This window comes from Desulfurobacterium crinifex, from assembly GCF_054656775.1.
Map to the genome: position 1 here is coordinate 668,511 of NZ_BAAHXO010000004.1, position 25,547 is coordinate 694,057.

The 25,547-nt window shown below is 37.5% G+C and carries 30 protein-coding genes; 13 read left to right on the plus strand and 17 right to left on the minus strand.

What is annotated here, in order from left to right; all coding sequences use genetic code 11:
• Positions 1-74: 74 nt before the first annotated feature.
• From ybgF to ACYQ3A_RS05455, 3 genes are read left to right on the plus strand one after another with little or no spacing between them, the layout of a single operon-like run.
• Positions 75-779, plus strand: coding sequence for a tol-pal system protein YbgF (ybgF, locus tag ACYQ3A_RS05445; RefSeq protein WP_459896130.1), 705 nt, complete (start codon positions 75-77; stop codon positions 777-779).
• On the plus strand, positions 780-1,163 hold the full coding sequence (locus ACYQ3A_RS05450; RefSeq protein ID WP_459896131.1) for a hypothetical protein: 384 nt from the start codon (positions 780-782) through the stop codon (positions 1,161-1,163).
• Positions 1,164-2,261 (plus strand): inositol-3-phosphate synthase, encoded by a 1,098-nt coding sequence (locus ACYQ3A_RS05455; protein WP_459896133.1) that lies wholly within the window; start codon positions 1,164-1,166, stop codon positions 2,259-2,261.
• Positions 2,262-2,315: 54 nt separating this feature from the next.
• Here ACYQ3A_RS05455 and panD read toward each other — a convergent pair whose 3' ends face one another.
• Positions 2,316-2,702, minus strand: coding sequence for an aspartate 1-decarboxylase (gene panD, locus ACYQ3A_RS05460; protein WP_459896136.1), 387 nt, complete (start codon positions 2,700-2,702; stop codon positions 2,316-2,318).
• A 77-nt stretch (positions 2,703-2,779) separates the two neighbouring features.
• Here panD and amrB point away from each other — a divergent pair, with 77 nt between their 5' ends.
• The 10 genes from amrB (at position 2,780) to ACYQ3A_RS05510 (ending at position 11,179) form a co-directional block, all read left to right on the plus strand.
• Entirely contained in the window at positions 2,780-3,583 is an 804-nt protein-coding gene (amrB, locus tag ACYQ3A_RS05465) for an AmmeMemoRadiSam system protein B (protein WP_459896137.1), read from the plus strand.
• Positions 3,584-3,667: 84 nt separating this feature from the next.
• Positions 3,668-4,993 (plus strand): RNA-guided endonuclease InsQ/TnpB family protein, encoded by a 1,326-nt coding sequence (locus tag ACYQ3A_RS05470; protein WP_459896139.1) that lies wholly within the window; start codon positions 3,668-3,670, stop codon positions 4,991-4,993.
• Positions 4,994-5,060: 67 nt separating this feature from the next.
• Positions 5,061-5,333, plus strand: coding sequence for an ArsR/SmtB family transcription factor (locus ACYQ3A_RS05475; RefSeq protein WP_459896140.1), 273 nt, complete (start codon positions 5,061-5,063; stop codon positions 5,331-5,333).
• Complete coding sequence (gene trxA, locus ACYQ3A_RS05480; protein WP_459896142.1) at positions 5,334-5,660, plus strand: thioredoxin; 327 nt, start codon at positions 5,334-5,336, stop codon at positions 5,658-5,660.
• 3 nt (positions 5,661-5,663) lie between these two features.
• Positions 5,664-6,590: a thioredoxin-disulfide reductase gene (gene trxB, locus ACYQ3A_RS05485; RefSeq protein WP_459896144.1), complete on the plus strand. Its 927-nt coding sequence runs from the start codon at positions 5,664-5,666 to the stop codon at positions 6,588-6,590.
• Between the two features lies 1 nt (position 6,591).
• Complete coding sequence (locus ACYQ3A_RS05490) at positions 6,592-7,152, plus strand: TlpA family protein disulfide reductase (RefSeq protein WP_459896146.1); 561 nt, start codon at positions 6,592-6,594, stop codon at positions 7,150-7,152.
• The gene (yihA, locus tag ACYQ3A_RS05495; RefSeq protein ID WP_459896148.1) at positions 7,152-7,736 is read left to right on the plus strand and encodes a ribosome biogenesis GTP-binding protein YihA/YsxC; all 585 of its coding nucleotides are present in this window, start codon (positions 7,152-7,154) and stop codon (positions 7,734-7,736) included. The genes ACYQ3A_RS05490 and yihA overlap by 1 nt, the downstream gene beginning before the upstream one ends.
• A 4-nt stretch (positions 7,737-7,740) precedes the next feature.
• On the plus strand, positions 7,741-9,303 hold the full coding sequence (locus ACYQ3A_RS05500) for a DNA repair protein RecN (protein WP_459896149.1): 1,563 nt from the start codon (positions 7,741-7,743) through the stop codon (positions 9,301-9,303).
• The gene (locus ACYQ3A_RS05505; RefSeq protein WP_459896150.1) at positions 9,303-10,676 is read left to right on the plus strand and encodes an ArsB/NhaD family transporter; all 1,374 of its coding nucleotides are present in this window, start codon (positions 9,303-9,305) and stop codon (positions 10,674-10,676) included. The genes ACYQ3A_RS05500 and ACYQ3A_RS05505 overlap by 1 nt, the downstream gene beginning before the upstream one ends.
• Complete coding sequence (locus tag ACYQ3A_RS05510) at positions 10,676-11,179, plus strand: YqhA family protein (RefSeq protein ID WP_459896151.1); 504 nt, start codon at positions 10,676-10,678, stop codon at positions 11,177-11,179. Before ACYQ3A_RS05505 ends, ACYQ3A_RS05510 begins: the two co-directional genes overlap by 1 nt.
• 144 nt (positions 11,180-11,323) lie before the next feature.
• Here ACYQ3A_RS05510 and ACYQ3A_RS05515 read toward each other — a convergent pair whose 3' ends face one another.
• From ACYQ3A_RS05515 to ACYQ3A_RS05590, 16 genes are all read right to left on the minus strand, one after another.
• Positions 11,324-12,097, minus strand: coding sequence for an oxidoreductase (locus tag ACYQ3A_RS05515; protein ID WP_459896152.1), 774 nt, complete (start codon positions 12,095-12,097; stop codon positions 11,324-11,326).
• On the minus strand, positions 12,084-12,812 hold the full coding sequence (locus tag ACYQ3A_RS05520; protein ID WP_459896154.1) for an acylneuraminate cytidylyltransferase family protein: 729 nt from the start codon (positions 12,810-12,812) through the stop codon (positions 12,084-12,086). The genes ACYQ3A_RS05515 and ACYQ3A_RS05520 overlap by 14 nt, the downstream gene beginning before the upstream one ends.
• Positions 12,805-12,948 (minus strand): hypothetical protein, encoded by a 144-nt coding sequence (locus ACYQ3A_RS05525; protein WP_459896156.1) that lies wholly within the window; start codon positions 12,946-12,948, stop codon positions 12,805-12,807. Before ACYQ3A_RS05525 ends, ACYQ3A_RS05520 begins: the two co-directional genes overlap by 8 nt.
• 112 nt (positions 12,949-13,060) lie before the next feature.
• Positions 13,061-13,753, minus strand: a complete 693-nt coding sequence (locus tag ACYQ3A_RS05530) for a Gfo/Idh/MocA family protein (protein ID WP_459896157.1) — start codon at positions 13,751-13,753, stop codon at positions 13,061-13,063.
• 1 nt (position 13,754) lies between these two features.
• Positions 13,755-14,831 carry a nucleotidyltransferase family protein gene (locus tag ACYQ3A_RS05535; RefSeq protein ID WP_459896158.1) on the minus strand — a complete coding sequence of 359 codons (1,077 nt, stop codon included), beginning with the start codon at positions 14,829-14,831 and terminating at the stop codon, positions 13,755-13,757.
• A complete protein-coding gene (locus ACYQ3A_RS05540) occupies positions 14,828-15,490 on the minus strand; it encodes a PIG-L deacetylase family protein (RefSeq protein ID WP_459896160.1) in 663 nt (220 codons plus the stop codon). The genes ACYQ3A_RS05535 and ACYQ3A_RS05540 overlap by 4 nt, the downstream gene beginning before the upstream one ends.
• Positions 15,487-16,377, minus strand: a complete 891-nt coding sequence (locus ACYQ3A_RS05545; RefSeq protein WP_459896161.1) for a formyltransferase family protein — start codon at positions 16,375-16,377, stop codon at positions 15,487-15,489. The genes ACYQ3A_RS05540 and ACYQ3A_RS05545 overlap by 4 nt, the downstream gene beginning before the upstream one ends.
• Positions 16,374-17,549 (minus strand): UDP-N-acetylglucosamine 2-epimerase, encoded by a 1,176-nt coding sequence (gene neuC, locus ACYQ3A_RS05550; protein ID WP_459896162.1) that lies wholly within the window; start codon positions 17,547-17,549, stop codon positions 16,374-16,376. Before neuC ends, ACYQ3A_RS05545 begins: the two co-directional genes overlap by 4 nt.
• 15 nt (positions 17,550-17,564) lie before the next feature.
• Entirely contained in the window at positions 17,565-18,572 is a 1,008-nt protein-coding gene (gene neuB, locus ACYQ3A_RS05555; protein WP_459896163.1) for an N-acetylneuraminate synthase, read from the minus strand.
• Positions 18,572-19,204, minus strand: coding sequence for an acetyltransferase (locus ACYQ3A_RS05560; RefSeq protein ID WP_459896164.1), 633 nt, complete (start codon positions 19,202-19,204; stop codon positions 18,572-18,574). Before ACYQ3A_RS05560 ends, neuB begins: the two co-directional genes overlap by 1 nt.
• Positions 19,205-19,207: 3 nt before the next feature.
• On the minus strand, positions 19,208-20,302 hold the full coding sequence (locus ACYQ3A_RS05565) for a LegC family aminotransferase (protein WP_459896165.1): 1,095 nt from the start codon (positions 20,300-20,302) through the stop codon (positions 19,208-19,210).
• Complete coding sequence (locus tag ACYQ3A_RS05570; protein ID WP_459896166.1) at positions 20,295-21,293, minus strand: NAD-dependent 4,6-dehydratase LegB; 999 nt, start codon at positions 21,291-21,293, stop codon at positions 20,295-20,297. Before ACYQ3A_RS05570 ends, ACYQ3A_RS05565 begins: the two co-directional genes overlap by 8 nt.
• Entirely contained in the window at positions 21,293-21,724 is a 432-nt protein-coding gene (locus ACYQ3A_RS05575; RefSeq protein ID WP_459896167.1) for a hypothetical protein, read from the minus strand. Before ACYQ3A_RS05575 ends, ACYQ3A_RS05570 begins: the two co-directional genes overlap by 1 nt.
• 15 nt (positions 21,725-21,739) lie before the next feature.
• Entirely contained in the window at positions 21,740-23,164 is a 1,425-nt protein-coding gene (fliD, locus tag ACYQ3A_RS05580) for a flagellar filament capping protein FliD (RefSeq protein ID WP_459896168.1), read from the minus strand.
• A 59-nt stretch (positions 23,165-23,223) separates the two neighbouring features.
• The gene (locus ACYQ3A_RS05585; RefSeq protein WP_459896169.1) at positions 23,224-25,209 is read right to left on the minus strand and encodes a motility associated factor glycosyltransferase family protein; all 1,986 of its coding nucleotides are present in this window, start codon (positions 25,207-25,209) and stop codon (positions 23,224-23,226) included.
• Between the two features lie 61 nt (positions 25,210-25,270).
• Positions 25,271-25,543 (minus strand): hypothetical protein, encoded by a 273-nt coding sequence (locus ACYQ3A_RS05590; RefSeq protein WP_459896170.1) that lies wholly within the window; start codon positions 25,541-25,543, stop codon positions 25,271-25,273.
• Positions 25,544-25,547: the final 4 nt, after the last annotated feature.

A 25,547-nucleotide genomic window follows, 5' to 3' on the forward strand; every position in this document is an offset into this window, starting at 1 on the left:
GAGCAAGTATAGAAAGATTAATGTTATATGGGGAAATATGATGAAATGTAGAACTGTTTATTAGGAGGTGCTCAATGAGAAAACTTTTACTTTTTCCTTTAGCTTCTATAGTTCTCTTTAGCTGTGCTCAGAATCAACAACCCATTAATACGGAAATATCTCAATTGAAAAAAGAGATAGAGCTTCTCAAAGCAAAAACAGATCTCAATTCAACAAAGATAACTTCTCTTGAAAATAGAATTTCTCATGTTGAAGACAAAGTGGCGGAGAACGAACAGCAGATTTTTGAACTTAAGAAAAAAATGGAAAATGTGGAAAAAACAGTTTCTACCATCACTGTACCATCTCCAACTGTTAAAGAAGAAACAGTACAAGAGGAAAAGCCACAACCAGTTGTTCAAGTTTCAGATAAAGATCTCTACAAGCAGGCTTTTAACGCAATGGAGGCTGGTGATCTTGAAACCGCAAAATCAATATTTGAAAAACTTGTTGAGCAATATCCAGATAGCCCTCTGGCAGATAATGCTCTCTATTGGATAGGAGAGATTTACTATTCTCACAATGATTATGAAACGGCAGTAAACTACTTCAATCAGGTTATAGAAAAGTATCCTGATGCAAACAAAGTTCCGGCTGCAATGTTGAAGCTTGCTCTCTGTTATAAAGGTATGGGAGAAATAGATAAGGCAAAGGAGATACTTCAAGAAGTTATAAGCAAATATCCCAATACTCCTGAAGCTGGTATAGCAAGAGCCAAACTCATGGAACTGGAGAGATAGATGATGATAGATGATAAAGCGGTAAAAGGGCTCGGTCTTAGGGCTGCTGATCTCTGGTTAAACCTTGAACTTTCTAAGTTTCGTCCAGACGGTAACTATGAGCAGGTTGAGAATTTCCTTAAACAAAGATTCAAGGCTGATGAGCTAAATCCTCTTCTGTTAACCTTAGGACTTCTTGAAATGGCTCTGATAGAAGATGCTTTAAGGAACAAGCCCTACCTGTCTGAAGAGGAGAGAGAGAAAATCATACAGGAAGTCGTTGAAAGTCTCGCTGAGAAGTTTCCTCTAATTGTTGAGGAAATGGGGAAGATACTTGATGATATCAGTAGTAAAATAAAGGAGTTTAAGCTTCTTGCTGATAAGTACCAAAAGGGAGGAGAATAAATGTCTAAAAAGGTAAAGTTAGCAATAGTTGGAGTGGGAAATTGTGCAAGTTCTTTAGTTCAGGGTATTTACTACTATCAGAACAAAAAGGAAGAAGAAATTTCTGGACTTATGCATTACGATATTGGGGGATATAAGCCCTGGGATATAGAAGTAGTAGCAGCTTTTGACATAGACGCCAGGAAAGTCGGTAAGGATGTGAGCAAAGCCATATTTGAAAAGCCTAACTGTACCACAGTTTTTTGTCCTGATATTCCTGAAATGGGTGTTGAAGTACAGATGGGCCCCATAATGGATGGCTTTGCAGAGCACATGCTTGACTATCCAGAGGACCAGAGGTTCGTTCCAGCTGATAAAGAACCTGTTGATGTTACAAAAGTACTGAAAGAAAGTGGTGCGGAAGTTGTTGTTAACTATCTTCCGGTTGGTTCTGAAGAAGCGACACGCTACTATGCCCAGTGTGCCCTTGAAGCAGGATGTGCGTTTGTGAACTGTGTTCCTGTTTTTATTGCTTCTGATGAGGAGTGGGCTAAAAAGTTTAAGGAAAAAGGACTTCCAATTGTTGGAGACGACATAAAATCCCAAGTTGGTGCTACTATCACTCACAGGGTTCTTACAACTCTCATGAGTGACAGAGGAGTACCAATAGACAGGACTTACCAGCTGAACTTTGGTGGAAATACAGATTTCCTTAACATGTTAGAGAGGAAGAGATTAAAGACAAAGAAAGTTTCAAAAACTGAGGCTGTAAGATCCCTAATTCCTTATCCTATGGATGATAACAATATCCATATTGGCCCAAGTGACTACGTTCCGTGGTTGAAAGATAACAAGATAGCCTACATCAGACTTGAAGGCAGACTCTTTGGTGATGTTCCTATGTATATTGAGCTTAAGCTTTCTGTTGAGGATTCACCAAACAGTGCAGGTTCTGCAATAGATGCCATCAGATGTGCCAAGGTGGGATTGGATAGGGGAATAGGAGGACCCCTCTACTCAATCTCCTCGTACACTATGAAACATCCACCGATTCAGTATCCTGACTGGAAGGCAAAGGAGCTTGTTTACAGGTTTATAAAAGGGGAAATTGAAAGATAATTTAGTAGTGTGGGTGATTATTTCCCACCCACACTGCTCACTGTTTACTATTTACTATTCATTGACTAAAAGACCCCCTGAAGTCTGTGATACTTTCACAGGTCTATTCTCTTCATCAACCAATACAACTGTTGGAGAGAAGTCTTTTATCTCTTCTTCGTCAAGTTCACAGTAGGTAACAATTATAACTTTATCTCCTTTTTGGACTTTCCTTGCAGCAGCACCGTTGAGACAGATTTCTCCACTTCCGGGTTTTCCAGGAATCACATAGGTTGAGAACCTTTCGCCGTTTGTTATGTTGTATATGTCAACCTTTTCGTATGGAAGGATATCTGCTAATTTCATAAGCTCTGAATCTATAGTGATACTTCCTTCATAATTTAAGTCTGCTCCTGTCACTACTGCTCTATGGATTTTTGATTTAAACATAATTCTCTTCATTCTTTCCACCTCGATGGAAATTTGTCAAAAGTAAATATATGTTTAACAAGGAAAATTGTGTGTGGAAGGAGGGGAGGATGGTTAGGTATCCGGCGGTTGCAGGGCAGTTTTATCCGGGAAGTTCAGAAGAATTAAAACTATATCTTGAATCCTTTTGTAGAAAAAATATTCCTAAGATAAACGCAAAAGCTGTTATCGTTCCTCATGCTGGGTACATCTATTCTGGAAAAATAGCTGGTGAAACGTATAGCAGGGTTGAGATTCCAGCTACAAACGTTATCATGGGACCAAATCACACGGGGCTTGGAAAACCCGTAGCTGTTTATCCCGATGGTATGTGGATAACTCCCATAGGAGAAGTTCCTATAAATGAAAGGATAACTTCTAAGCTTGTGAAAAACTATCCTTTTGAAGCAGATACTACGGCACATATCTATGAGCATTCCTTAGAGGTACAGGTTCCCTTTCTGCAGCACTGCTCTAACTACAGAGAGGATCTTTCAGTTGTTCCAATAGTTTATCAGTACATATCTTACAGTGATTGTGTCGCCGCTGGAGAAGTTCTGGCTGAGGTACTCAAGGAAGAAGACGCTTTAATTGTCATCAGTACTGATTTTTCCCATTACGTTTCTCAATCGGAAGCGGAGAAGTACGACTCTTTTGCCATAGATGCTATATTGAACTTAGATCCTGAGGAACTCTATAGGAGAGTTCTCAGTTACAAAATCTCGATGTGTGGTGTTATTCCTGCAACTGTTGGTCTTATAGCTTCTAAGCTCCTTGGAGCCGAGAATGCAGAGCTCGTCATGTACAGGACGTCAGGGGATGTGACTGGTGATTATTCCCAGGTTGTTGGATATGCAGGAATAATCATATATTAATTTAGGGGTCGGAAACCTATTTTTCAAAGCAAGGAGAAGTCACAAAAACTTGAAATTTAAGCTGTCAACTTTAAATTTAAAACCATGAAGCGGATAGTAAAAGTCAGGTTGTATCCTACAGGAGAAGAGAAAAAGAAATTAAGAGAGCTCCAGTTAAGGTGCAGTTCCCTCTACAACCGTGTTAACTACCTTTTGAGACAGCAGTATTTCTCTTTCGGAAAAGTCAAAGTAAGTGAATACTCCCTCTACTACATAGCAAAAGACTTACCTGAATATAGAGTTCTTTCCTCAGATATAGCACAGGAAATTCTTAAAAAGCTATCAGAAGACTGGAAGTCTTTTTTAAAGCTTAAAGAACAGCAAAAGAAAGGAGAACTCCCTCCACACATAAAGAAAGTGAATCCTCCAAAGTACAAGAAGGATAGAAAGAAAAATCGAACGCTTCCTATGAGTATCTACGTAAAAAGCAGTAGAAGTTATCGATTGGGGGATTTTTCTTTTGAACTAACAGTTCCCAAAGACATGAACGATAGAAGATTGAGAATTAGAGCAAAATACTCAATTCCTTATGAAGAAGTTAAAAGTTTTGGAAGAGCAGAAATTTTCTGTAAGGCTGGTGAGTGGTGGTGTTATGTATCTGTTAATCTCCCATCAAGAGAAGCTAAACAGATAGGAGACAAGATAGCAGGAATAGACTTTGGAATACGCAACCTGCTGACACTTGCAGTAGAGACAGGAAAAGGAATAGAAGTTTTCCAGTTTAAAAGCAGAGAACTTGTAAAAGACCATAAGTATTGGAATAAGAGGATAGCTAAGTATCAATCTGTTGTTAGCAAAAATAAGCAATTTAAAACAAAGAAACTCCAAAAGATTTACCTGAAAAGAGATAGAAGATTAAAGCAGTCCATTAACGCTGTTCTTAACATTGTTGTTGAGATTTGTAAGTTAAGAGGAGTTAAGAAAGTCTATGTAGGAGACTTAAGAGGGATCAGAGAAGAAAAAGACTTTGGGAAATTGAACATTCTCCTGCATAATTTCTGGATAAGAGCATACGTAATGAAAAGACTTACAGAAAAGTTCAATGAAGCTGGAATCGGGATAAAACCGATTCCAGAATACAATACCAGTTCAAGATGTTTTAAATGTGAGAGTAAAGTCAAGAGACCATATCAACACTATGTAATCTGTCCTGAGTGTGGAAAGCTCAGTGGAGATTTAAACGGTTCTGTTAACTTGCTCAAGAGAGGAGCTAAAAGGGAGAGGAAGGAACTTTCCCTTGAAATTGTTTCCCTCTACCACTTTAAGTGGATTAGAGGGAAAGTAAACAGATGGATACCCGTTGTGACGGGACAAGCTGATAAACCAGCTTGTAATCTCTTAAAGGAGATTACAAAATCCTCACTAGTTTAAGCGGGGGATAGTTTAAATATTAATTATGATACAATTTCCTGCAAATTCTCTGGAGGGAAAGGCTACCGTGACAGACTGTGAGAAAATAGCAGAAGTTCTTAAAGCACTTGGGCATCCTACGAGGGTAAAGATTGTAAAGTATCTTGCTGATGGAGAAAAGTGTGTAAAGGAGATATGGCAGGAGCTGGGAATTCCTCAGCCGACTGTTTCTCAGCATATTAACATACTAAAGAATGCTGGAATAATCTCTTTTCGAAAGGATGGCGTTAAAACCTGTTACAAAATAGAGAATCCAAAGGTTGTTGAAATAATAAAACTTTTGTCAGAGGAGGTAGATTAGATGGCTCAAGAAATTAAATCCATGGAAGAGTTTGAAAGAGAAGTCCTTTCTTCAGATGTTCCTGTTCTCGTTGACTTCTGGGCTCCATGGTGTGGTCCATGTAGAATGCTTGCTCCAACAATTGAGGAGCTTGCTGAGCAGTATGCTGGAAAAGTAAAAGTATTTAAAGTAAACACTGATGAGCTTCCAATGCTTGCCATGCAGTACGGAATCAGGGGTATTCCAACTGTAATGCTCTTTGTTAACGGGGACGTTGCAGATGTTAAGGTTGGTCTTCAGCCAAAAGCAGTTTTTGAGAACATGATAGAGAGAGTGCTTGGGGAGTAATTGATGAAAGTTTGGGATGTAGTTATTGTTGGAGCTGGTCCAGCAGGACTGGCTGCCGGCATTTATGCCGGTCGTTCTCAGCTTAAAACAGTCATTCTTGATCAGATGATGCCAGGTGGTCAGCTTCTGATTACTGAGCAGATTGAGAATTATCCTGGTTTCCATGACGGAATTACAGGATTTGAACTTTCGGAGAAGTTAAGAGTTCATGCTGAAAAGTTTGGAGCTGTTATAGAAAATGGACAGCCTGTATCTTCGGTCGATCTTGATGGGGATCTCTTTGTGGTCAGAGTGGAAGGTGGGGAGATAAAAGGTAAAACTCTTATCTGGGCAGCCGGTTCAATTGCAAAGAAGCTCAACGTTCCAGGAGAGGCAGAGTTTATAGGCAGAGGAGTTTCATATTGCGCTGTCTGTGATGGAGCGTTCTTCAAGGATAGAGTTGTTGCAGTGATTGGCGGTGGTGATTCTGCTCTTGAAGAGGCTCTCTACTTAACGAAGTTTGCCAGTAAGGTTTATCTGATTCACAGAAGGGATAAGTTCAGGGCTGTGAAGATAATTCAGGATAGAGTGAAAAGGAACGAAAAAATAGAGCCTGTTTTCAATAAGGTTGTTGTTTCCATCAACGGTACTCAGTTTGTTGAATCTCTTACTTTAAAGGATACAATAACTGCTGAAACTACGGAGTTACCGGTTGATGGTGTTTTTATCTTCATAGGCAATGAACCCAATGTTGCTCCTGTTGTCCATCTTGTTGAAACAACTGAACAGGGATTTATCATCACAGATAAAGAGATGAGGACGAAGACTCCGGGATTGTTTGCTGCAGGAGATGTTAGACATAAATTCCTTAAACAGGTGGTAACTGCCGCAGCTGATGGAGCTGTTGCTGCAATGTCTGCCACAAAATATCTGGAGGAAAAGGAAGGCTAAAATGAAAAGGCTTTTAGCTGTTGCTTTGGTACTTTCTGCTTTTGTTTTTTCAGCTTGTGAAAAGGAGAAAAGTCAGGGACCTCAAACTGTTAAGACTGAAGCGTCTTCAGAGCAGGAAAAAGGCATTAAAGCCTTCGATTTCAACTTTACTGATGTTAACGGAAATCCTGTAAGATTGGCTGATTATAGGGGTAAAGTTGTTGTCCTTCAGTTTTTTGGAACTTATTGTCCACCGTGTAAGGCAGAAATTCCATTTCTGAATAAACTCTATCAGGAATACAAAGGAGAAGTGGTTGTTATTGGTCTTTCTGTTGATTACATTGGAGAGCCTTCTTCCAAGCTGAAGCCTTTTGTGGAAGAAATGGGAATTTCGTATCCTGTTGTTGCCTCTGATGAAAAGGTCTGGGAAAACTACGCAGGAAGAGTTACAGGAATGGATTCAATACCTCAAACTTTTATAATTGATAAAGAGGGTTATGTCAGATATTACAACGTTGGATACACTCCTCAGTACGATGTTCTTTTTGAAAAGGCAGTTAAGGAATTACTGAACGAGAAATGATGAAAATAAGAAAGGTTGAGCTCTATAAAACGGTTTATGTTCCAGAGGATTTACCTCAGACACCTTATCGTGAAGTTGCTTTTGTTGGAAGGTCAAACGTTGGGAAGTCATCTTTGCTGAACACCCTTGCCAACAATTTCAAGCTTGCAAAGGTGAGTTCTGAGCCAGGGAAGACACGTTCTATAAACTTCTATCTCGTTAATAACAAGTTTTTTATGGTTGACCTTCCTGGTTATGGTTTTGCAAAGGTTTCATTTAAAGAGCAGAAACGCTGGAGAGAATTGATAGAAAACTATCTAAAAGAGAGGGATACTCTGAAAGGAGTTTTCCTTCTGGTTGACTCGAGAGTTGGTCCTACTGAGAAAGATAGACAAATGAAGGATTGGCTGGATTTCTTTGGAATTCCTTATGTTGTTGTTGCAACGAAGGTTGATAAACTGAAATCTTCAGAGAAACAGAAGCTGAAGAAGAAGATAGAGGAAGGGTTTGGAGATAAGGATTTGAGGGTTATCCCTTTTTCCTCAAAAACGAGAGAAGGAAGGGTAGAAGTTCTCAAAGAAGTAGAGAGGTTGTTAGAATCGTAAGGGTATGATTGAAGAACTCAGACTTTCATCTTTTGGTTCAATATCTGCAGAGCTCCTGTTTTCTCCTGGTTTCAACGTTGTAATAGGTGAGACCGGGGCAGGTAAGTCCCTTCTTCTCAGTTCTATAGAATTCCTCAAAGGCGGAAAAAGCAACGTTGTCTCTGAGGGGTGTTTTGTTGAGGCTGTTTTTACTGTTGGAGAAGAGGAAATCTTTGTCAGAAGAGAGATAAGAGGTGGCCGTTCAAGGTATTTCCTGAACGGAATGAGAGTCCCTCAGAGATTGATTGAGGATAGAATTTCTCCTCTGATAACATTTCAGTCTCAGAGACAGTCGATTGAATTGTTAAAACCTTCCTATCAACTGGAGCTCCTTGATGTCTTCTCTGGAGTTTTCCCTTTACTTGAAGAGTATCGAGAACTTTATGAGTTTTACAGGCAGAAAGAGGAAAAGATAAAAGAGCTTGTAAATGAGGTGTCTGCCAGAGATAGGGAAATTGATATTCTTCGTTTCCAGATAGAAGAGATTGAGAGTGCAAACATTCAACCAGGGGAAGAAGAAGAACTCCTGCGATTGAAAGGAATTGTTTCAAAATCAGAGCGGATAAGGGAATTTAAAGCGTTTGCCAGAGCACATCTTTACGAGGGAGATGGTTCTGTTCTTGAAAAGTTGGGAGCGGTTATCAGGGAGTTAGAGCGTTTAGAAATAGGGGAGGAAATTCTTGAAAGGCTTAACTCTATCTATTACGAAGTTGAAGAGGTTTTCTCTGAAATAGAAAGCAGTTTTGATGTTCCCGAAGAAGAGATTTCCCTTGAAGATATAGAAGATCGTCTTTACGAGATTGAAAAGGTTAAAAGGAAGTATGGAAACTCATATCAGGAAATTCAGAACTTCCTGAAAAAGGCAAAAGAGAGACTGGAAATTCTGGAGAACTTAGACTTTGAAATTGAAAGACTTCAAAAGGAACAGGAAGAGCTAAGAAAAAAACTTGAAGAGTTGGCACTGAAGGTTTCGGCTTTAAGAAAAGAAGGAGCTGAAAAACTAAAAAATTATTTAGCTTCTTCTTTTTCTCAACTTAATATGGGATCAGCAAAGTTTGAAATAAAAATTGAGCGCCTTCCAAATTTTTCACCAAAGGGTATAGATTCTGTTCAGTTTCTCTTTTCAGGAAATCCAAAGTTTCCTCTTTCCCCGCTTTCTGAGTCGATTTCTGGAGGGGAGCTTTCCCGATTTCTTCTTTCTGTTCTCTCTTTTTCAGGAACACCAGAAACAACAATGGTTTTTGATGAAGTTGATGCTGGTATGTCGGGTAAAGTGCTATCGAGAGTAGCTGAGAAATTGAAAGATATATCAAAGAGACAGCAGGTAATTGCTGTGACGCATTCTCCCCAGGTTGTTGCAGCAGCAGACAGAGTCTTTAAAGTGGAGAAGAATAGTAAAGGTGAAGTTGTTGTAAAAACTCTATCGGATGAAGAAAGAGAAAAAGAAATTGCTATAATGATTGCCGGTGAATTGACAGAAGGTAGTCTTAGTGCAGCCCAGGAGCTACTTAAAAAATGGGAGGATTAATGACACACGGAACTGAAAGTGGACATGAAACAGTAGGTGGAATACTTCATGCATTTAACATCCACTTGACAAAAGCGGAACTTGCGGAGCTTTCCGTCCTTCTCTTTGTTGCAACTTACGTAATGATTCTCCTTGAAAAGTTTTTTCACAGGACAATTGCAGCCCTTGTTGGAGCTTCTTTAGTTCTTGTCATTGGTGTCATTACTCCTGAGAAGGCTTGGGAAGCTATAGATCAGAATACAATTCTCCTTCTCTTCGGAATGATGAATATTGTTACGGTTATGGGAAGGAGCGGTTTCTTCCATATTATTGCAGCAAAGGCAGTTAAGCTTACAAAAGGCTCTCCGACAAAAGTACTATGGGTTTTCTCACTCCTGACAGCTGTTTTCTCTGCATTACTTGACAACGTTACAACTGTTCTTTTCATGGCACCTGTGATGATTAACATTGCCGAGAAGCTAAAGCTCAATCCAATTCCTTACCTTATAGCTATCGTTCTTGCCTCAAATACCGGCGGTACTGCTACACTCATTGGCGATCCTCCAAACATCATCATTGGAAGTATTGCAGGGAAGACTTTTAACGATTTTCTTATAGAAGTTGCTCCTTATGCTATTATTGCCTTTATTCTTGGACTTATTGTTATGCACATTATGATGGCAAAAGGCAAATTCTTAGAAGCGAAAGCTTCTCCTGAGGAGTTAAAGGAAATTCTCTCAGGAGAAGTGGATGAATCTCTCCTTGACAGGAAATTGATGAAAAAATCGGTAACTATTTTCCTCATAACTATCGTCTTATTTATAGTTGGTCATAACTTAGGACTTGAGCCAGGCGTTATAGCCCTTCTGATGGCTACTATTCTTGCACTTGTTAGTGGACTTTCACCTGCATGGATACTGGAGAGAGTTGAGTGGACAACACTTATTTTCTTCATGGGTCTGTTTATGGTTGTTGGAGCTCTTGAAGTTAACGGAGTTTTCGAAACTGCAGCAACTTGGCTTATAGAGGGAATAGGAGATAATATCCATCAAGGTATTCTTATAGTTGGTTTTTCTTCAGCGATAATTTCAGGATTTGTTGACAATATTCCGTTTACTATGTCGATGGCTTACGTCCTAAAGGGAATGGAAGCACAAATGGGAAGCATTATGGATCCACTCTGGTGGTCTCTATCCCTTGGTGCATGTCTTGGTGGTAACCTGACTTTGATTGGAGCTTCTGCAAACATTGTTACTGCAGATATTGCTGAAAGAAACGGTTACAAGATAGATTTCTTTAGATTTATGAAGTATGGAACACCTGTGGCTATTGTAACAGTTGTAGTTGCTCTTATCTTGTTCTACATCGAACATACTCTATTTGGAGGTATCTGATGAAGTTTGTAGAAAAGATTTTTGAAGGATTCTTGTGGCGTTCAAGACTTATGGTTCTCTTTGCAGTTCTGTTTTCCCTACTTGCAGCTTTATCTCTCTTCATAGTAGCTTCTTTTGAGATATTTGAGCCTGTAGAACACCTATTTGAAAACCACTTCCACATCTCTTCAGAAGATCACAAAAAGCTGGTTGGAGCGATAATAGGAGCTGTTGACCTTTACTTAATTGCAACTGTTCTTATTATCTTTTCCTTAGGACTTTATGAGCTTTTCATTAGCAAGATAGACCAGGCAGAAAGTGACGAAAGATCTTCAAAGATATTAGCTATTCACAGTCTTGATGACCTAAAGGAGAAACTTGCGAAAGTTGTTTTAATGGTTTTAATAGTTACATTTTTTAAATACGCTATCCATATCAAATACGAAACACCCATTGAAACCCTTTACCTTGCAGCAGGTGTATTAATGCTTGCCTTAGCTCTTTATTTTAGTCATAAACACTAAAAACATTAGGAGAGCTTATTCCTTCGTTGCAATCTCGAATGGTGAGTTGTTTTTCAGAGAAGAGTTGTTTACTTTATGCCTGTTTGTGAAGAGTGCAGTTGCACTCGTTGAAGTGGGAAGTTTTTCATTTCAGTGAGGAGAAGTTCATAGAGTCCAACCATCATCAACAACTATGTTTTGTCCATTAATATGTTTGCTCATATCACTTAATAGGAAAATGAGAGTTCCGTTGACGTCTTCTTTATAGAGCATACCTTTTGAGAGGCCAAAGGCATTATACTTTTTCAAGAATACATCAGGTTGATTATCAAGAATTCCTCCTGGGCTGATACAGTTAAACCGTATGTTTTTTCCTTTGAAATACTTTGCCATGTATTTTGTAAGATGAATTATTGCGGATTTTATGCATGCATACTCTACAGGCATTGACATATTTGTTCCTTCATATATTTCAAATCTTGGAGGAATAACTCCGTATATAGAAGCAATGTTAACAACGTTACCGTGTCCTTGCTTTTCAAAGTAGAGAGCAAACTGTTGAGAAGTTAGAAAATAACCTCCAAGGTGCAGGTTAATATTTTCGCAAAAGTCTTTATAAGTCACTTCCTCAAATTTCCGTCCATAGTTGGGATTTCTTGGATATGCACTATTTACAAGAGCATCTATCTTTCCATACTTTTTTAGTGCAAGAGATATAGTGTGCTCTATTGATTCTTTTGAGGTTATGTCGATTTTGCAATAGTCAGCCTTTCCTGGCAAGCCCGACCGATTTACTATTTCTGCAACTTTTCTTGCCCTGTCTTCATTTATATCGGTAGCTATTCCAATTCCACCTTCTTTTACAATTGCCTTAATAAATTCGCTTCCTAAAAGACCAGCACCACCCGTAACAACAACAACTTTATTATTTAGAAGCATTTTTTTCCTCCAACTTCTTCTTCATGAGGAATTCCACTATCTCAAAATCAAGTTCGGAATCTATGTCAATAGATCTTTCTGGTGGCATGACGTAGAGGGCAGTTTTTTCAAGAAAAACTGTATTTTTTTCAAGCAGAACATCTCTTTTCCAAATATATATGGAAGCATTCATATCAAAACAAGGGGGGGAATCCTGTCTTCTAACGATAGGTTTTTGAGGAGGTTTTGAAAGAACTACTCTTCCGTCTTCTGTAAGCTCTACCAAATTAAAGTAGGGGGAACGCCTTGCAGGAGTTGCTGTTATTAGGTTGTCATAGTCACCACTAAAAAAGAGTTCTAAAGCCCTGATTATATCTTCAACGTCTCTTAAAGGAGAGGTTGCATCAAGGTCTATGATAACGTCAAACTTAATTCCATAATGTTTTTCGCTCTCAATCAAAGCATGTCTTATGACGGGTAATTTAGGGGCTGTGTCTGTTGATAGTTCAGCAGGTCTTTTAAAAAAAACATCTCCTCCATATTTCCTGGCTACTTCCATTATTTTATCTGAGTCTGTACTAACAACAATTGCATCACACACGCCCGATTCCTTAGCCTGTTCAATTGTGTGGGCGATGAGGGGCTTTCCCGCAAGAATTCTTATGTTTTTATTTCTGACTCCTTTAGAACCTCCCCTTGCACATATAGTGCAGAGAACTGTTTTATCCTTAAACATCTATTTCTCCTTGAAGCTGTTTTATGACGTTCATAGTTTTCAACCCTTCTTCATAAGTGCAAGCATTCTTTGGAGATCCGGAAAGTAGCTCTTTGTGCATTTCACGGTAGGTAAAATTCCTGTCTATTTTAAACACTTTTTCCTCTCTGTTGCTCTCAGAATTGGAAATTGTAAGTTTTCCTTCTATAAGATCGCCAACAAATGTTCTTCTATCTGTATGGACAACTAACCTTCGGATGGGAATCTTACTAATATAATCCGATGGGAATCTTACTAATATAATCCATGGAAAAGTTTACTATTGCTCCTTGCTTGGTTTTTCCTACTGCAGAGGTAAGATCGTTAGAGTTTATTTCTAAGGAAGACAGTTTCACATCAAACCCCATTATCTTTTCTATTTCTCCCCCTATCCACTGAAGATAGTCTATCTCGTGGCTTAAATCCAATAGAACTCCTCCTCCTTTCTCTTTGGAGGCGCTATAAACCTTCCTATAATCCCTATCAGGCCTCCATGTAGGAAGATACTGACCTACTATAGCATTTAGAAAGAAGGGGGATTCTATTTCCGTTTCTTCCTTTATTTTTTGGATAATAGGATGAAAACGGAGATTGTAAGCAACGAAAACTCTGTTATTACCCGGCGAAAGTTTCATATATTTATGAAAGATCGGTTTTTCAACGAGAATAATTTTTCCATTTACTTGTTCAGTTATGAATTTTAGCTGGGAGTAATGCTTGTAAGTTTCGGATGAAATAATAATGTAATCGAAACTTTGAAGGTTTTTAATATCCTCAAGGTTTTGAAAAACAGAGACTTTATTGTCGTTTACTTTTTGTTTCGTTACGATTGTAAAATCAGCAACTGGTAAAAGTTCTCTTAAAATAGAGAAATGTCTTTTTCCAATAGAACCAAAGCCGATAATCAGGATTTTATTGACCATTTTATTCCTCCAAAGATAGCTTCTTTAGAGCCATCTTATACTCCTTCCATTCTCCAATGTCTATGTAAGCTCCTTCATTTACAGGATAAGCAAATACTTTTTCTCCTCTTTCCAGCAGAGTATTTATGAGCTCTGGCATGTCAAATGGAGAGCCTTGAGGAATAAGTTCAAGAACGTTTTTATTTGATAGGTAAACTCCAGTATTTATCTGAAATGTATATTCAGGTTTTTCCATAATTTTATCAATAACTCCCCCATTAGATGTCATGACTACACCGTAAGGAATTCGGTAGTGACGTATAGCTGTAACTGACGTGAAAACGGAACCGCTATTTCTGTGAAAATCCAGAATTTCGCTATAGTCTGCGTCCACTAAAATGTCACAGTTAGATACAAAAAATACATCCTTCTCTAATTTATCTTCAAGTAACTTTAAGCTTCCAGCAGTTCCAAGGAATGTTTCTTCCCAGATGAACTCAACTTCGTAGTCTTTCTCAAGACCTTTAAAATACGCCTCTATCATTTCTCCTTTGTAATTAAGGGTTATGTAAAACTTTCTTACTCCGAATCGGTAAAACCTGTCTATTATGTGCTCAATTATTGTTTTTTCTCCAACAGGAATTAGGGGTTTAGGGAGAACTTTTGTAAACGGGGAAAGTCTTGTTCCTTTACCTCCAGCCATTATAACTACTGGCACATTTATTTCTTTACCTTTATATAGCCGAGTCTTTTCTTTTTCAGAAAAAACCCGAGTCCATGTTAGATAATCAACTACTTTATTGTTTTCGTCTACAATAGGCAATACTTCAATTTTTTTCTCTATGAAAACCTTTTTTATCTCTTTCTCAGATAAACTACTTTCCTGCATTGCAATAGGGTTTTTATTATAAATATCCTTAACCATACCTGAAAGTTTGCCTGTTTTTATGATATATCTTCTTATATCTCCGTCTGTAAGTGTTCCAACCAAACGCTTTTCTTCATCTACTACAAGTAGAATTTTTTCTGCTGTTTTATCTAATTTTTTGAGAGCTTCTTTAATGGAAGTTTCTGGATATATAAATATTTCTTTCTTCATAAGATAACCTCCTTAAGAAGCATGAATGCTTCAGCGTACTTACAATTACATTGTGCACCTCTATATAGAGCCAAGGCTTTTATATTCTCAGGGCTTCGAGGAAAAGGATGTTTTCCTATTTCCGTTTTGTAAATTTTCATAATTTCTATTTTTTTCTCCAAGTAATCTGAAATGTCAACAAAAACATTTGGCTTAAAGTTTCCTTTAAACTGATTGTCGGTCTCGCTAATAATTTCCATCATCAATACTTTCTTAATGAATGGATATCTGAAAGATTTAAGAAATGGAACTAACGCATTATATGTAATCCTATGGTCAGAATGGGCATCATCATAAAAAGGAATATAGAGAACTTCTGGTTTTATTTTCATTAGTATTTGCCTTAAGCTCTCAATTAGCCTACTTAAAAGATTCTCTGTTAGCTGAGTAGGAGGTAATTCCAAGTTGAAAATTTCCTCAAATCCATAAGTAATAGCAACCTTTTCTATTTCCTTGTTTCTTTTTTCTACGATATTCCTATTGAATCCGTATTCTTCTTTGAGATTAGTAATGTTACACCAGAAAATTCTATCTCCTTTATCTTTGTGCTTTAATAGACTTCCCCCAGCACCTAATGTTTCATCGTCAGGATGTGGAGACACTACTAAAATTCTCCTCATAGTACATAATCTCCCTCTTTAGGTACTTCATCTATTTCATGTTCCAATAACCAAACAGCGTTTTCATAGCATTTCACTAATATCTTTCTTCCATTTACTTTTAATACTTTGCCAGGTTCTATATTTGGAAGATTTACAACTTCTTCTTTGACTTTCCATACTTTGTAAGCTTTGTTTTTGTATAAGACTTCTGCACCTGGATAAGGTTTTGTCAAGGCTCTTACTAGGTTATAAATTGCTCTGCTTGTCATTCTAAAGTCTATTAAACCATCTATTTTAGAACGTATTCTCCAATAATTAGCCTTTGAATGATCCTGGGGTATACGCTTAAAAGTTCCTCTTTCCAGCTCCACAGTAAAAGTTTCTATTTGTTTTGAAGCAACTTCACAAATCTTGTTGTATAAGCTTTGTGCATCATCTTCATACTTTATTTCAACTATTTCCTGAGACAAGATGTCACCGCTATCAGTTCCTTCATCCATAAAAAAGAATGTGGATGCTGTTTCTTTTAATCCTAAAAATAGTGCCCATATTAGGGGATGTCTTCCTCTATTTTGAGGAAGCTTAGTGGGATGAAACCCTATAACCCCTATCCTTGGTATATTCAAAATTTCTTTCTTAAGCAATTGAGACCATCCAAAGCAGTATATTACATCTGGCTTCTTTTCTCTTATGAATTTTACAACTTCCGTATCATTTATATTTTTAGCATATATCCAGGGAATGCCATTTTTTTCTGCTATACAAGATAAGTCATAGAAATCCGAGTTAAATTTTGATTCTTTTTTCGTAATTACTCCTACTAGGTTTGCATTCATACTTACTAACTTTTCTAATGCTTTAGCAGAAAATAGTACGGAACCTATATAGAGAATCTTTATGCTCATAGTATTTCTCCTATAGGTAAATCATAGAACTCTTTTTTAATATTTGTTAACTTTGCGCTTTTCAAAATGTTTTTTATACGGGGAGCAGTATTCCCATCACCATAAGGATTTGCAACGCGTTTCAACATTTGTTGAAATTCTCGCGAATAAAGTTTTTTGAAAGCTCTCTTTATATCTTCATATTGGGGTTTACAGTCTATTACGCTCTCTGCTTTAACTCTACCTTTTTGTCTATCCCCTATGTTTATTGTACCTATTTTGAAGGAAGGAGCCTCTATAATTCCACTTGAGGAATTTCCTACAACAGCATCTACATATTGCATAGTGGACAAATACAACAACTGTCCCATTGAAGTAAAAGCAATTGCTTTTTCAGGATGACTTGCTACATACTCATCTATCAAATAATTTATTTTCCTTCCCTCTGTATCTGCATTTGCTTTAGTAAAAATGAGCAGAGTTTCGTTGAGTTCATCTAAAACTTTCAATAACTCTCTAAATTGCTTTTCAGAAGCTCCTTTTTCTAAAGTAACTGGATGGAAAGTTATAAGCAGATTTCTCTTTCTAAATTTCTTGCCAATTTTATTTTCAACCTCCTTTTTATCTAAAAGTTTCATTCTTTTAATATTATCTAAACCAATAGCACCAACATTGAAAACTCTTAAAGGATCTTCACCAAGTTGAATAACCCGTTGTCTATACTTTTCTGTAGAGGTAAAGTGCAAATATGCAAATTTTGTTATTGAGTGTCTGATTCCCTCATCTATCAATCCAAATGTAGCTTCCCCCCCGTATAAATGAGCAATGGGTATTCGGTTTATGTAAGATGCTATTGCAAATGCCAAAGCTTCAAATCTATCTCCAAGAACTACAGTAACATCAGGTTTTAATCTTTCTAAAGCATCTGCATACCCGATAATTCCAAGTCCAATGGATTTACAGATCCCAGATGGGGTGTCTGAGGATAGAAGCATCTCTACCTTTTCGTCTATTGTAAAACCGTCGTATTCTATTTCTTTATAAGTTAATCCAAATTCCGGAGATAAGTGCATTCCTGAGGCTACGATTTGAAGTTCTAAGGAGGGTTCTCCTTTTATCTCTTCCATTAATGGTTTCAAAAGACCATATTCTGCCCTTGTTCCAGTAAATATACAAACTTTTCTTTTACTCATAAGTCCCTCATTAGTTCATATATCTATAATTTCATCTTGCTCAAAATCCCTGCTTGCTCTTTTACCGATTATTTCTTTCCATCTCATAGGTGAAATTCCTGTTCCGGGTCTCTTAACAGTCAAATTCTCTTCGCTAAAAATCTCTCCCTTTTTTATATTTCTCTTTGCTACAATGCTCTTTCTAACAATAGGTAGATTCTTCCTTTCGGAATCTGAAGGTTTCTTAATTCCAGTTCCAAGTGCTTTTTCAACGTTCCTTATAGCTTTCACCATCCTCTTTAACTCTTCTGGTTCAAGGCTTGCCCTGTGATCTGGTCCAGGTAAATTTTTGTCAATGGTAAAGTGCTTTTCTATTACTTCAGCTCCAAGAGCAACGGCTGCAATGGGTATTTCTATGCCAAGGGTATGATCGGAATAGCCAATCCTAACTTTAAAAGCTTCTTTAATTGTAAGCATTGCTTTTAAGTTAACATCTTCATAGGGGGTTGGATATTCTGTATTACAATGAAGAACAGTGATTTTTTCTCTTGGAGTTCCAGCCTCTATCAGAACGTCTAAAGCATCTTCTATTTCTCCCAGGTCTGCCGTTCCAGTGGATAATATGACCTCTTTTCCATAACTTCCAATTTCACGGAGGAGTAAGTAGTTGGTTATTTCTCCAGAAGGAATTTTAAAAATCTCCAGTCCTAAATCTCTTAAAAACCTTGCGCTCTCAATATCAAAAGGTGTTGACATAAAAATTATTCCCTTTTCCTTACAGTAAGAATAGAGAATATCAAATTCATCGTACGCCAGTTCTAACTTTTTCACCATTTCAAGCTGGGATTCTTCACTTCCTGTTGTTTTAACCTGATAATCTGCCTTTTTAGCAAACCGGCTGATAACCGCCTCGGCTTTAAAGGTCTGAAACTTGACAGCATTTGCTCCTGCTTCTACAGCAATATCAACCAGTCTCTTAGCAAGTTCAAGACTTCCGTTGTGGTTTACACCTGCTTCGGCAATGATGAAGGTCTTAGCGTTCATTATTTAATTCTCCTTGCAGGGTTTCCAACATAAGTTCCTTGCTCTTTTATATCTTTTATTACAACAGCACCGGCTCCTATTATTGTTCTTTCCTTTATTTTTAGTCCGTTCAGAATAATTGCACTGCTCCCTATAAATGAAAAGTTCCCAACCTCGGTCTTTCCATTTATTGTAACGTTGGTTGATATATGACAATGATTCCCAATCCTTACGTCGTGTTCTATAATGGATTTACTGTTAATTATAGAATTTACTCCTATACTCGCACCGGCATTTACGAGTGCGTTGTGCATGATAATGGTTCCTTCTCCGATGGAGGAATATTTGGAAACATAAGCTAAAGGAGATACAATAGTAGGTAGGGAAACACCGTATTTTTTTAGTTCTTTAAAAATATTTACCCTTTTGTCAGGTTTTCCAATAGAGCCAATAGTAATTAGGAAATGTTTATACTCTTTAACTAGTATGGGAATGTCTTCGTCAGAAGCTATAATCTTGTAACCAAAGACAGATTTCCCTATTTTTTCTTTCAGGTCAACAATTCCGGCTATCTTAAAACGACCTTCTGCTTCAATAACGTCTATACAAGACTTGCAGTGACCACCACCTCCTATTAGTATAATCTCTTTCATAATTTAAATTAGTCCTTTTAAAATCTTACAAGATCTCAATATATCATCTTTGCTATTTAGAGGAGAGGATGGTAAGCATATTCCGGATTCAAAAATTTTATAAGAACTTTCATAGTTTTCTTTTTTCATTTTGTACATTGGAAACTCTACTACTGGTGTAAAAATTCTCCGCGTTTGAATTCCCTCTTTCAATAATCTCTTCTGAAGTTCAGAGATGTCAATCCCTTCTATTGTAATAGCTGTCAACCACCAGCAACTTTCCCCTTTTTTGCACTCCTCTTGAAACGAAACATGCTTAAGCTTTCCGAGTTCTTCTCTATAAATGGAATTAAAAAGCTTCTTTTTCTCTATAAAATCCTCTAACCGTTCAAACTGAGCAAGACCAAGAGCAGCCTCAATATTTGTCATGCGGTAATTAAATCCAATTTCTGGGTGATAGTAATTGTGAGAAATATCTCGGGCTTGATTTGCAAGGAATCTTATGTGTTCAAGTCTTTTTTTGTTCTTTCCAACCACAAGGCCTCCACCACCGGTTGTTATTATCTTGTTCCCATTGAAACTAAAGCAGCCAAAGTCTCCAAATGTACCTGTAAACTTTCCACTGTATTTTGCTCCTAAACTTTCGGTGGCATCTTCTATTACATAGAGTTCATACTTCTTAGCTATGTTCAGGATCTCATCCATATTGCAGGGATTACCATACAGGTGAACAGGAATGATAGCTTTTGTCTTTTCAGTTATTTTTTTCTCAATCTCTTCTGGATTTATGTTCCAGGTTTTTATATCAACATCAACAAAAATCGGCTTTGCTCCAACGTAAACGATGGGATTAACAGTCGCTACAAAGGTGAGAGCCGGAACTATTACCTCATCTCCTTTCCCAATTCCGAGTTCGTAAAGAGAAAGGTGAAGTGCTGCTGTTCCGCTCTGGACAGCAACGGAATTTTCCACTCCTAAATACTTTGCAAGTTTTTTTTCAAACTCTGGGACAAAAGGACCTACAGATGAGACATAACCAATGTCTATTGCCTTACATAGGTACTCCTTCTCTCTTTCTCCAAGTAAAGGGGCATCAAGATAGACCATTCTGTCAGACATTGTAGAGATCCGGTTTGTAAAAAGAAAGATTTTCTTTTTCTCTAAACCAATCAACCGTAATTCTTAAACCTTCTTCAAGAGAGTATTTGGGTTTCCAGTTTGTCAATTTCATTATTTTTCTGTTATCACCGCAGAGCCTTTCAACTTCACTCTTTTCAGGTCTAATTCTCTCTTCGTCAACTACAATTTTCACATCGGGATTTATCAGTTCTATAAGCTTTTTAGCAAGCTCTCCAATAGAAATTTCTTTTCCTGTAGCTATATTTATCTCTTCTCCAACAGTTCTATCAGATTTTGCTATCTCAATAAATCCTTCAACTGTATCTTTCACAAAAAGAAGATCCCTTGTTGGGTGGAGAGAACCGAGTTTAACCTCTTTTTTGCCAGAAAGAAGTTGGGTAATTATTGTAGGAATTACAGCTCTTGCAGATTGCCGGGGACCATACGTATTAAAAGGTCTAACTATAACAACGGGTAGATCAAAACTGCGATAGAAAGATTCGGCTAGAGCATCAGCAGCGATTTTAGTAGCTGAATAGGGAGATTGAGGCTGCTTGGGGTGTTTCTCATCTATTGGAACGTATAGAGCAGTTCCATAGACTTCAGATGTGGAAGTAATCAAAACTTTTTCAACACTCCAGCGTTTACATGCTTGAAGAATATTTAGCGTTCCTTTTACGTTTGTGTCAACGTAGTTATCAGGAGCTATGTAACTATAAGGAATTCCAATAAGTGCGGCTAAATGGAAGACAACATCAGTTTCTTTCATTATTTCATCAACAAAGTGGGGATCTCGGATATCTCCAGTAATAACCTCAATTGAGCTAAAAACTTCCTCAGGAAATGTATCCAGCCATCCCCATCTGTTGAGTGAATTGTAGTGAACTAACGCCCTTATTTTACATTCCTCTTTAACTAGGCGTTCTACAAGGTGGCTACCTATGAAACCACCGGCTCCCGTTACGAGAACCTGCTTTCCACTTAGATTCACTAATCCTCCTTACTTTTGAGGAGAGCTTCTTTCCATCCGTCAAGTAAGGTTTTTACGGAAGTTGCAACATCTTCAAAATATTCATCTTTTTCCTGTAAAATGCCTCTAAGGAAGTTAACCTTTAAAGTATTGTAAGTCAAGTATATTTGTTCTTTTAAATCAGAAGGAGTTTCTTCGCTTATAAGCTGTTTAATTGCATCAATAGTGTTAATAATCAAATCTATTTCCTTTCCTCTTTCATTCAAAAGAGAGTTAAACCTGTCAATTTCTTCTGCCACCTTCTTTGCTGGAAAATTCTTTATCTCTTTTGAAAGCTTCCTTACTTTTTCTATTCTCTCTAAAAGTTTCTCATGCAATTTTATCATCGCTTCTTCAGCAGAAATAGTAGAAACCTCATGTTGACCGTACACTTTACGGGGATCATTAAGCATTTTCGCTCCCTATCGTTAATTTTTCTCGCCTACATCAAAGTAAGCCTTTAGGGTATTTTGCATTTGCTCCATCTGGGATTTTATTTGCTCAAGCTTTAGAAATTCCTCCTGCATTCTTTCGAGCTCTGCATCTACTTCTTTTTGTGCTTTTTCATGCTGAGACTTATAAAGGTCAAGTTTACTTTGATAAGTTTCCTGAATAAGGGCGATAAATCCTGTTGTTGGATCCGTGATCCTATCTATCTTTTCAGTTACTTTATCTATTAACCCCCCGGTTGCAGTGAATAGTTTTTTAACAGCATCAAAGTGATTTTCAAGATACCATTCAAGTTTATAATCCTTGACTTTTAAATGTCCTTCTGAATCGAAGTCAATTCCCAGTTGGGCAAGGTTATGAAGTTCCTGCTCAGAATTATCTCCTCCCCAGTTCTCTGTAAAAGTAGCGTCAACATCAACATTGGTTAACACAAGGTCTATCAAAGCAGCTCTGAGATCTGCCACGTAAGATTCACCAAAAAGAGGTCCTGTCTCATAGGTTCCTTCATCGAATTCTGTATAGGACTTTATCTTGTCCACAAGTTCATTGTAAGCATCAACAAAATCGTGAATTTTTTGTTTTAGACTTTCTATATCGTTTTGGACATCTATAATTACAGTGGAGGGAGAATCTTTCTTTAGAGTAATAGTTAAGCCATCTACAAGTTCAAATGAATTATTAGGAGAAGTAATTGTAATAGGACTTGTATTTCCAAACTCCACTTTTGCATCCTGAGCAGTCTGCAAATGGGTATAATCATCACCATTTCCGAGTGTGCTATTATTTGATATATTTGTAATGGTGAAATCTGCTCCTGTGTCTTCTCCGGTTAACATCAGTTTAAAGTCATCTCCAACCTTAATTATGGATGCTGCAACGTGAAGCCCAAGCTCATCAGCTTTACTGTTTAGAGCATTGACAAGGTCGCTTAGGGGCCAGTTTCCATCTGCCATTACTTTAACTTCAACTCCATGATACTTGAATGAAAAACTTTCTCCATTTGTCAGAACAATGTTCGAAGAATCGGAAGTATCGTAAGGGTCAGTAACACCATTTGCTGAAAGCCACTGATCTACAGTAGCTATTTGATTTACTTTTACATAGTAAATACCTGTTGCTACATTGTCACTTACAGAAGCAGTTAAGACAGTCTCGTCGGATACAGAAACCTTTTTAGCTGAAATTCCTGTATCGGAAAAAAGAGATTCTACGGTTGATTTAAATTTTTCCAGAGAATCCTTTACATCAAGAATAGCGGCGTTCTTCTCGTTTATATCTATCGCCTTTTCTTCTATTGGCTTTAGATATTGTGCCTCAAGAGCTTCTCTGTACTTATCAAGAATAGACTGGTAATCTATATCGGAAAAAAAGCTCCATCCGATCTCTGACATGGGATTAATCATCTTCTCCTCCAGTAAAGTTTCCATTACTTATGTAATATATCGTTTACAGTTCATTTAAGTTAAGATTTCCTTGAACTTAGTTTTCTATACTTATCTTCACGTTTGTAAAGGAACTCTTTTAACCTATCCATCATATCATAGAATCTATCCAAAAATACGTTACTTGCATCCTTAAATGCAGGTTCTATCTCGTCAAAGTCCTTCAGGCATAGACTACCGACATAAAGAAGGTGAAAGGCGTGTTTAAGGGTTCCCCTTATAAAAGTTGAAATAGCAGGATAAGAATGAGTAAGAATTTGAATTACGCCGTTTAAATCTTCCATTAATACATAAAGGTCTTCGTGAGTTTTTACTTCCCTTTTAAAAGCTTTTGGAAATGTTCTTTCAGCAAACTCTACTCCTTCTATTATCTTTTCAAAGGATAGAGGTGAAGTAGCAATTTTTGCTTTACTAAAATGATGTCGAAATCTCTTCATTTGAGTGGATTTGTTTAGAGTTCTCAAGTGTAAATTTTCTGGTCTTAGGGATTCTGTACCGGCAATTTTTGCTCCGTCGGAGCAGTTATAAATCTTGAAACTTTTACCTGTCGCCCTGTAATAAAAAATACATTCTTCCATTGAGCGCCTTGCCCAGTTGAAGACAGAATCTGTAAACACTATGCCGCCGAAGTTACCTTCAAGAATAAAGCGGGCTGTTCTTTTAAGTTTTTCTTCTACGTTTTTGAATTTATCTTCATAAACCGTTCCAGAGGCATGGGGTTCTTTTCCTTCTTTGAATCCAAAATCAACTCCAAAAAGATAGATTTCTTTTACTCCCATTTCAAGAGACACGCTCACAGCGGCGTTTGTAACCGTTGGATAAGCAGCAACGGGAATGGTTTTGGGCTTTAGAAGGTGCATAGCTACGGAACTTGTTCTATTGTAGTAAAAGGTTTCCTTAAATCTTGGAGGAACTTCCGGATGAATAATGTCTGGAGCTAGAAGGTTCAGAGATTTTAATGTATCCTGGTCAACAGTATTTAGAACTTCGTTAATGTGGTACGTCCTTTCAAACTCTACCAGAAAATCGGGTGTTATGCCTTCTTTTAAAAGAGGATTTAGAGCTGTTCCGCAGGCAAAAATTAGAGCTTTATCCTGATTCTTCTTTATGACTTCAATTGTTTCATCAAGGGAGGGACCTGAACCAACAACGAACACTCTTTCTGGAGCTTTTAGCTTTTTCTTTGTGTGAAGAATCAAAGAATCCGGATTGAGGTTTTCAACAAAGTGTTCAAATGCTTCCATTTCGTCATCTATAAATCCCCATCCTTTCTTTGAAAGGTCAAAGGCTGAAACGGCTTGTTTAAGTATCTTGGCTGTGAGTTCTGTTCGGTAGTGACGAAAGATAAAAGCGTAGGCGCTTGTGAATGGGTTTTCCTCAAAAAATGCCCTGAGCTGTGTTTCATAGATAACATTTTCTTGTTCCTGTGGAGGAACTCCTATTTGAAAAGAAACATTATCTTTATTTATCTTTGAGAAAATATCTTTTTCCCAATCTACGAGAAAAAGAGATAGATAAAAGAAGTCAACATTGGGTTCAGCTACATACAGTTTCTTCACGTTGAATCTTTCAAGAAGTTTCTTGATAAGGACACCTCCTCCTATACCTATTACAACTGTAAATGGAGCAAATCCCTTAGGAACTCTGAAAAAGTCTGGAGAGTAGGATTCGTACTTTGTAAAGGGGGTTAAGACATCTCTCAAAATTTGTGTATGCAATAAATCATCGGTGTAAACTTCGGGAGTTGGGGGTGGTTTGCGGATCAGAAGGGTGGAGTATTCCAGAAAATTGTCAAGTTGGTAATCAATAAACTCTTCAAGATGGAAGTCATAAAGAATATTTAGTGTCATTGGTTCAAAAATGTCTATCCTTCCATCCCTGTAAATAAAACGAAACCTGATTGGTTTGTAGTTTTCCATTAGTTGATGGACGTGGGGAAATTCCCTTTTAAGAAGGTTCATGTTCCTTTCAAAGTTTCTTCTCATTGTATCTTTGCTTATCTGCATCCTACGTTACTCCTTCTTTTTATTTTTATATTTTCGCATTTCGCATCTTACGTTTCGCGTCTCACATTTCTCGTCCCTCATCTCCCATTACTTCAAAATTCCCAGCACTTTGAAATATAAACTCAATCGTTCCCTTGGTAAACAAAATAACAAATCCATATAGAGCATAAATCATAACTTTCAGTACCTTAATTTCCCCTTTAAGTTCCTCTCTGACTGTTTCTATTTTTTGATTCACGTGGATCTCTCCATAAAGTTTATGGATTTCACTATAAAGCTCTTCTTTTGCCAGTAAAATGTCCTCCTTTGTCGCCAGTTCTTTTCTTAAGTTCATCCTT

Coding starts and splice junctions, on each gene's coding strand:
- ACYQ3A_RS05490 (WP_459896146.1), top strand. CDS start 6,592: ATGAAAAGGCTTTTAGCTGTTGCTTTGGTACTTTCTGCTTTTGTTTTT.
- ACYQ3A_RS05565 (WP_459896165.1), bottom strand. CDS start 20,302: ATGTCTGACAGAATGGTCTATCTTGATGCCCCTTTACTTGGAGAAAGA.
- ACYQ3A_RS05515 (WP_459896152.1), bottom strand. CDS start 12,097: ATGCTTCTAAATAATAAAGTTGTTGTTGTTACGGGTGGTGCTGGTCTT.
- neuC (WP_459896162.1), bottom strand. CDS start 17,549: ATGAGTAAAAGAAAAGTTTGTATATTTACTGGAACAAGGGCAGAATAT.
- ACYQ3A_RS05455 (WP_459896133.1), top strand. CDS start 1,164: ATGTCTAAAAAGGTAAAGTTAGCAATAGTTGGAGTGGGAAATTGTGCA.
- ACYQ3A_RS05505 (WP_459896150.1), top strand. CDS start 9,303: ATGACACACGGAACTGAAAGTGGACATGAAACAGTAGGTGGAATACTT.
- ybgF (WP_459896130.1), top strand. CDS start 75: ATGAGAAAACTTTTACTTTTTCCTTTAGCTTCTATAGTTCTCTTTAGC.
- ACYQ3A_RS05470 (WP_459896139.1), top strand. CDS start 3,668: ATGAAGCGGATAGTAAAAGTCAGGTTGTATCCTACAGGAGAAGAGAAA.
- ACYQ3A_RS05520 (WP_459896154.1), bottom strand. CDS start 12,812: ATGTTTAAGGATAAAACAGTTCTCTGCACTATATGTGCAAGGGGAGGT.
- ACYQ3A_RS05510 (WP_459896151.1), top strand. CDS start 10,676: ATGAAGTTTGTAGAAAAGATTTTTGAAGGATTCTTGTGGCGTTCAAGA.
- ACYQ3A_RS05535 (WP_459896158.1), bottom strand. CDS start 14,831: ATGAAGAAAGAAATATTTATATATCCAGAAACTTCCATTAAAGAAGCT.
- yihA (WP_459896148.1), top strand. CDS start 7,152: ATGAAAATAAGAAAGGTTGAGCTCTATAAAACGGTTTATGTTCCAGAG.
- ACYQ3A_RS05500 (WP_459896149.1), top strand. CDS start 7,741: ATGATTGAAGAACTCAGACTTTCATCTTTTGGTTCAATATCTGCAGAG.
- amrB (WP_459896137.1), top strand. CDS start 2,780: ATGGTTAGGTATCCGGCGGTTGCAGGGCAGTTTTATCCGGGAAGTTCA.
- panD (WP_459896136.1), bottom strand. CDS start 2,702: ATGAAGAGAATTATGTTTAAATCAAAAATCCATAGAGCAGTAGTGACA.
- trxA (WP_459896142.1), top strand. CDS start 5,334: ATGGCTCAAGAAATTAAATCCATGGAAGAGTTTGAAAGAGAAGTCCTT.
- ACYQ3A_RS05590 (WP_459896170.1), bottom strand. CDS start 25,543: ATGAACTTAAGAAAAGAACTGGCGACAAAGGAGGACATTTTACTGGCA.
- ACYQ3A_RS05450 (WP_459896131.1), top strand. CDS start 780: ATGATGATAGATGATAAAGCGGTAAAAGGGCTCGGTCTTAGGGCTGCT.
- ACYQ3A_RS05585 (WP_459896169.1), bottom strand. CDS start 25,209: ATGCAGATAAGCAAAGATACAATGAGAAGAAACTTTGAAAGGAACATG.
- ACYQ3A_RS05530 (WP_459896157.1), bottom strand. CDS start 13,753: ATGGTCAATAAAATCCTGATTATCGGCTTTGGTTCTATTGGAAAAAGA.
- neuB (WP_459896163.1), bottom strand. CDS start 18,572: ATGAACGCTAAGACCTTCATCATTGCCGAAGCAGGTGTAAACCACAAC.
- trxB (WP_459896144.1), top strand. CDS start 5,664: ATGAAAGTTTGGGATGTAGTTATTGTTGGAGCTGGTCCAGCAGGACTG.
- ACYQ3A_RS05575 (WP_459896167.1), bottom strand. CDS start 21,724: ATGCTTAATGATCCCCGTAAAGTGTACGGTCAACATGAGGTTTCTACT.
- ACYQ3A_RS05540 (WP_459896160.1), bottom strand. CDS start 15,490: ATGAGGAGAATTTTAGTAGTGTCTCCACATCCTGACGATGAAACATTA.
- ACYQ3A_RS05545 (WP_459896161.1), bottom strand. CDS start 16,377: ATGAGCATAAAGATTCTCTATATAGGTTCCGTACTATTTTCTGCTAAA.
- ACYQ3A_RS05560 (WP_459896164.1), bottom strand. CDS start 19,204: ATGAAAGAGATTATACTAATAGGAGGTGGTGGTCACTGCAAGTCTTGT.
- fliD (WP_459896168.1), bottom strand. CDS start 23,164: ATGATTAATCCCATGTCAGAGATCGGATGGAGCTTTTTTTCCGATATA.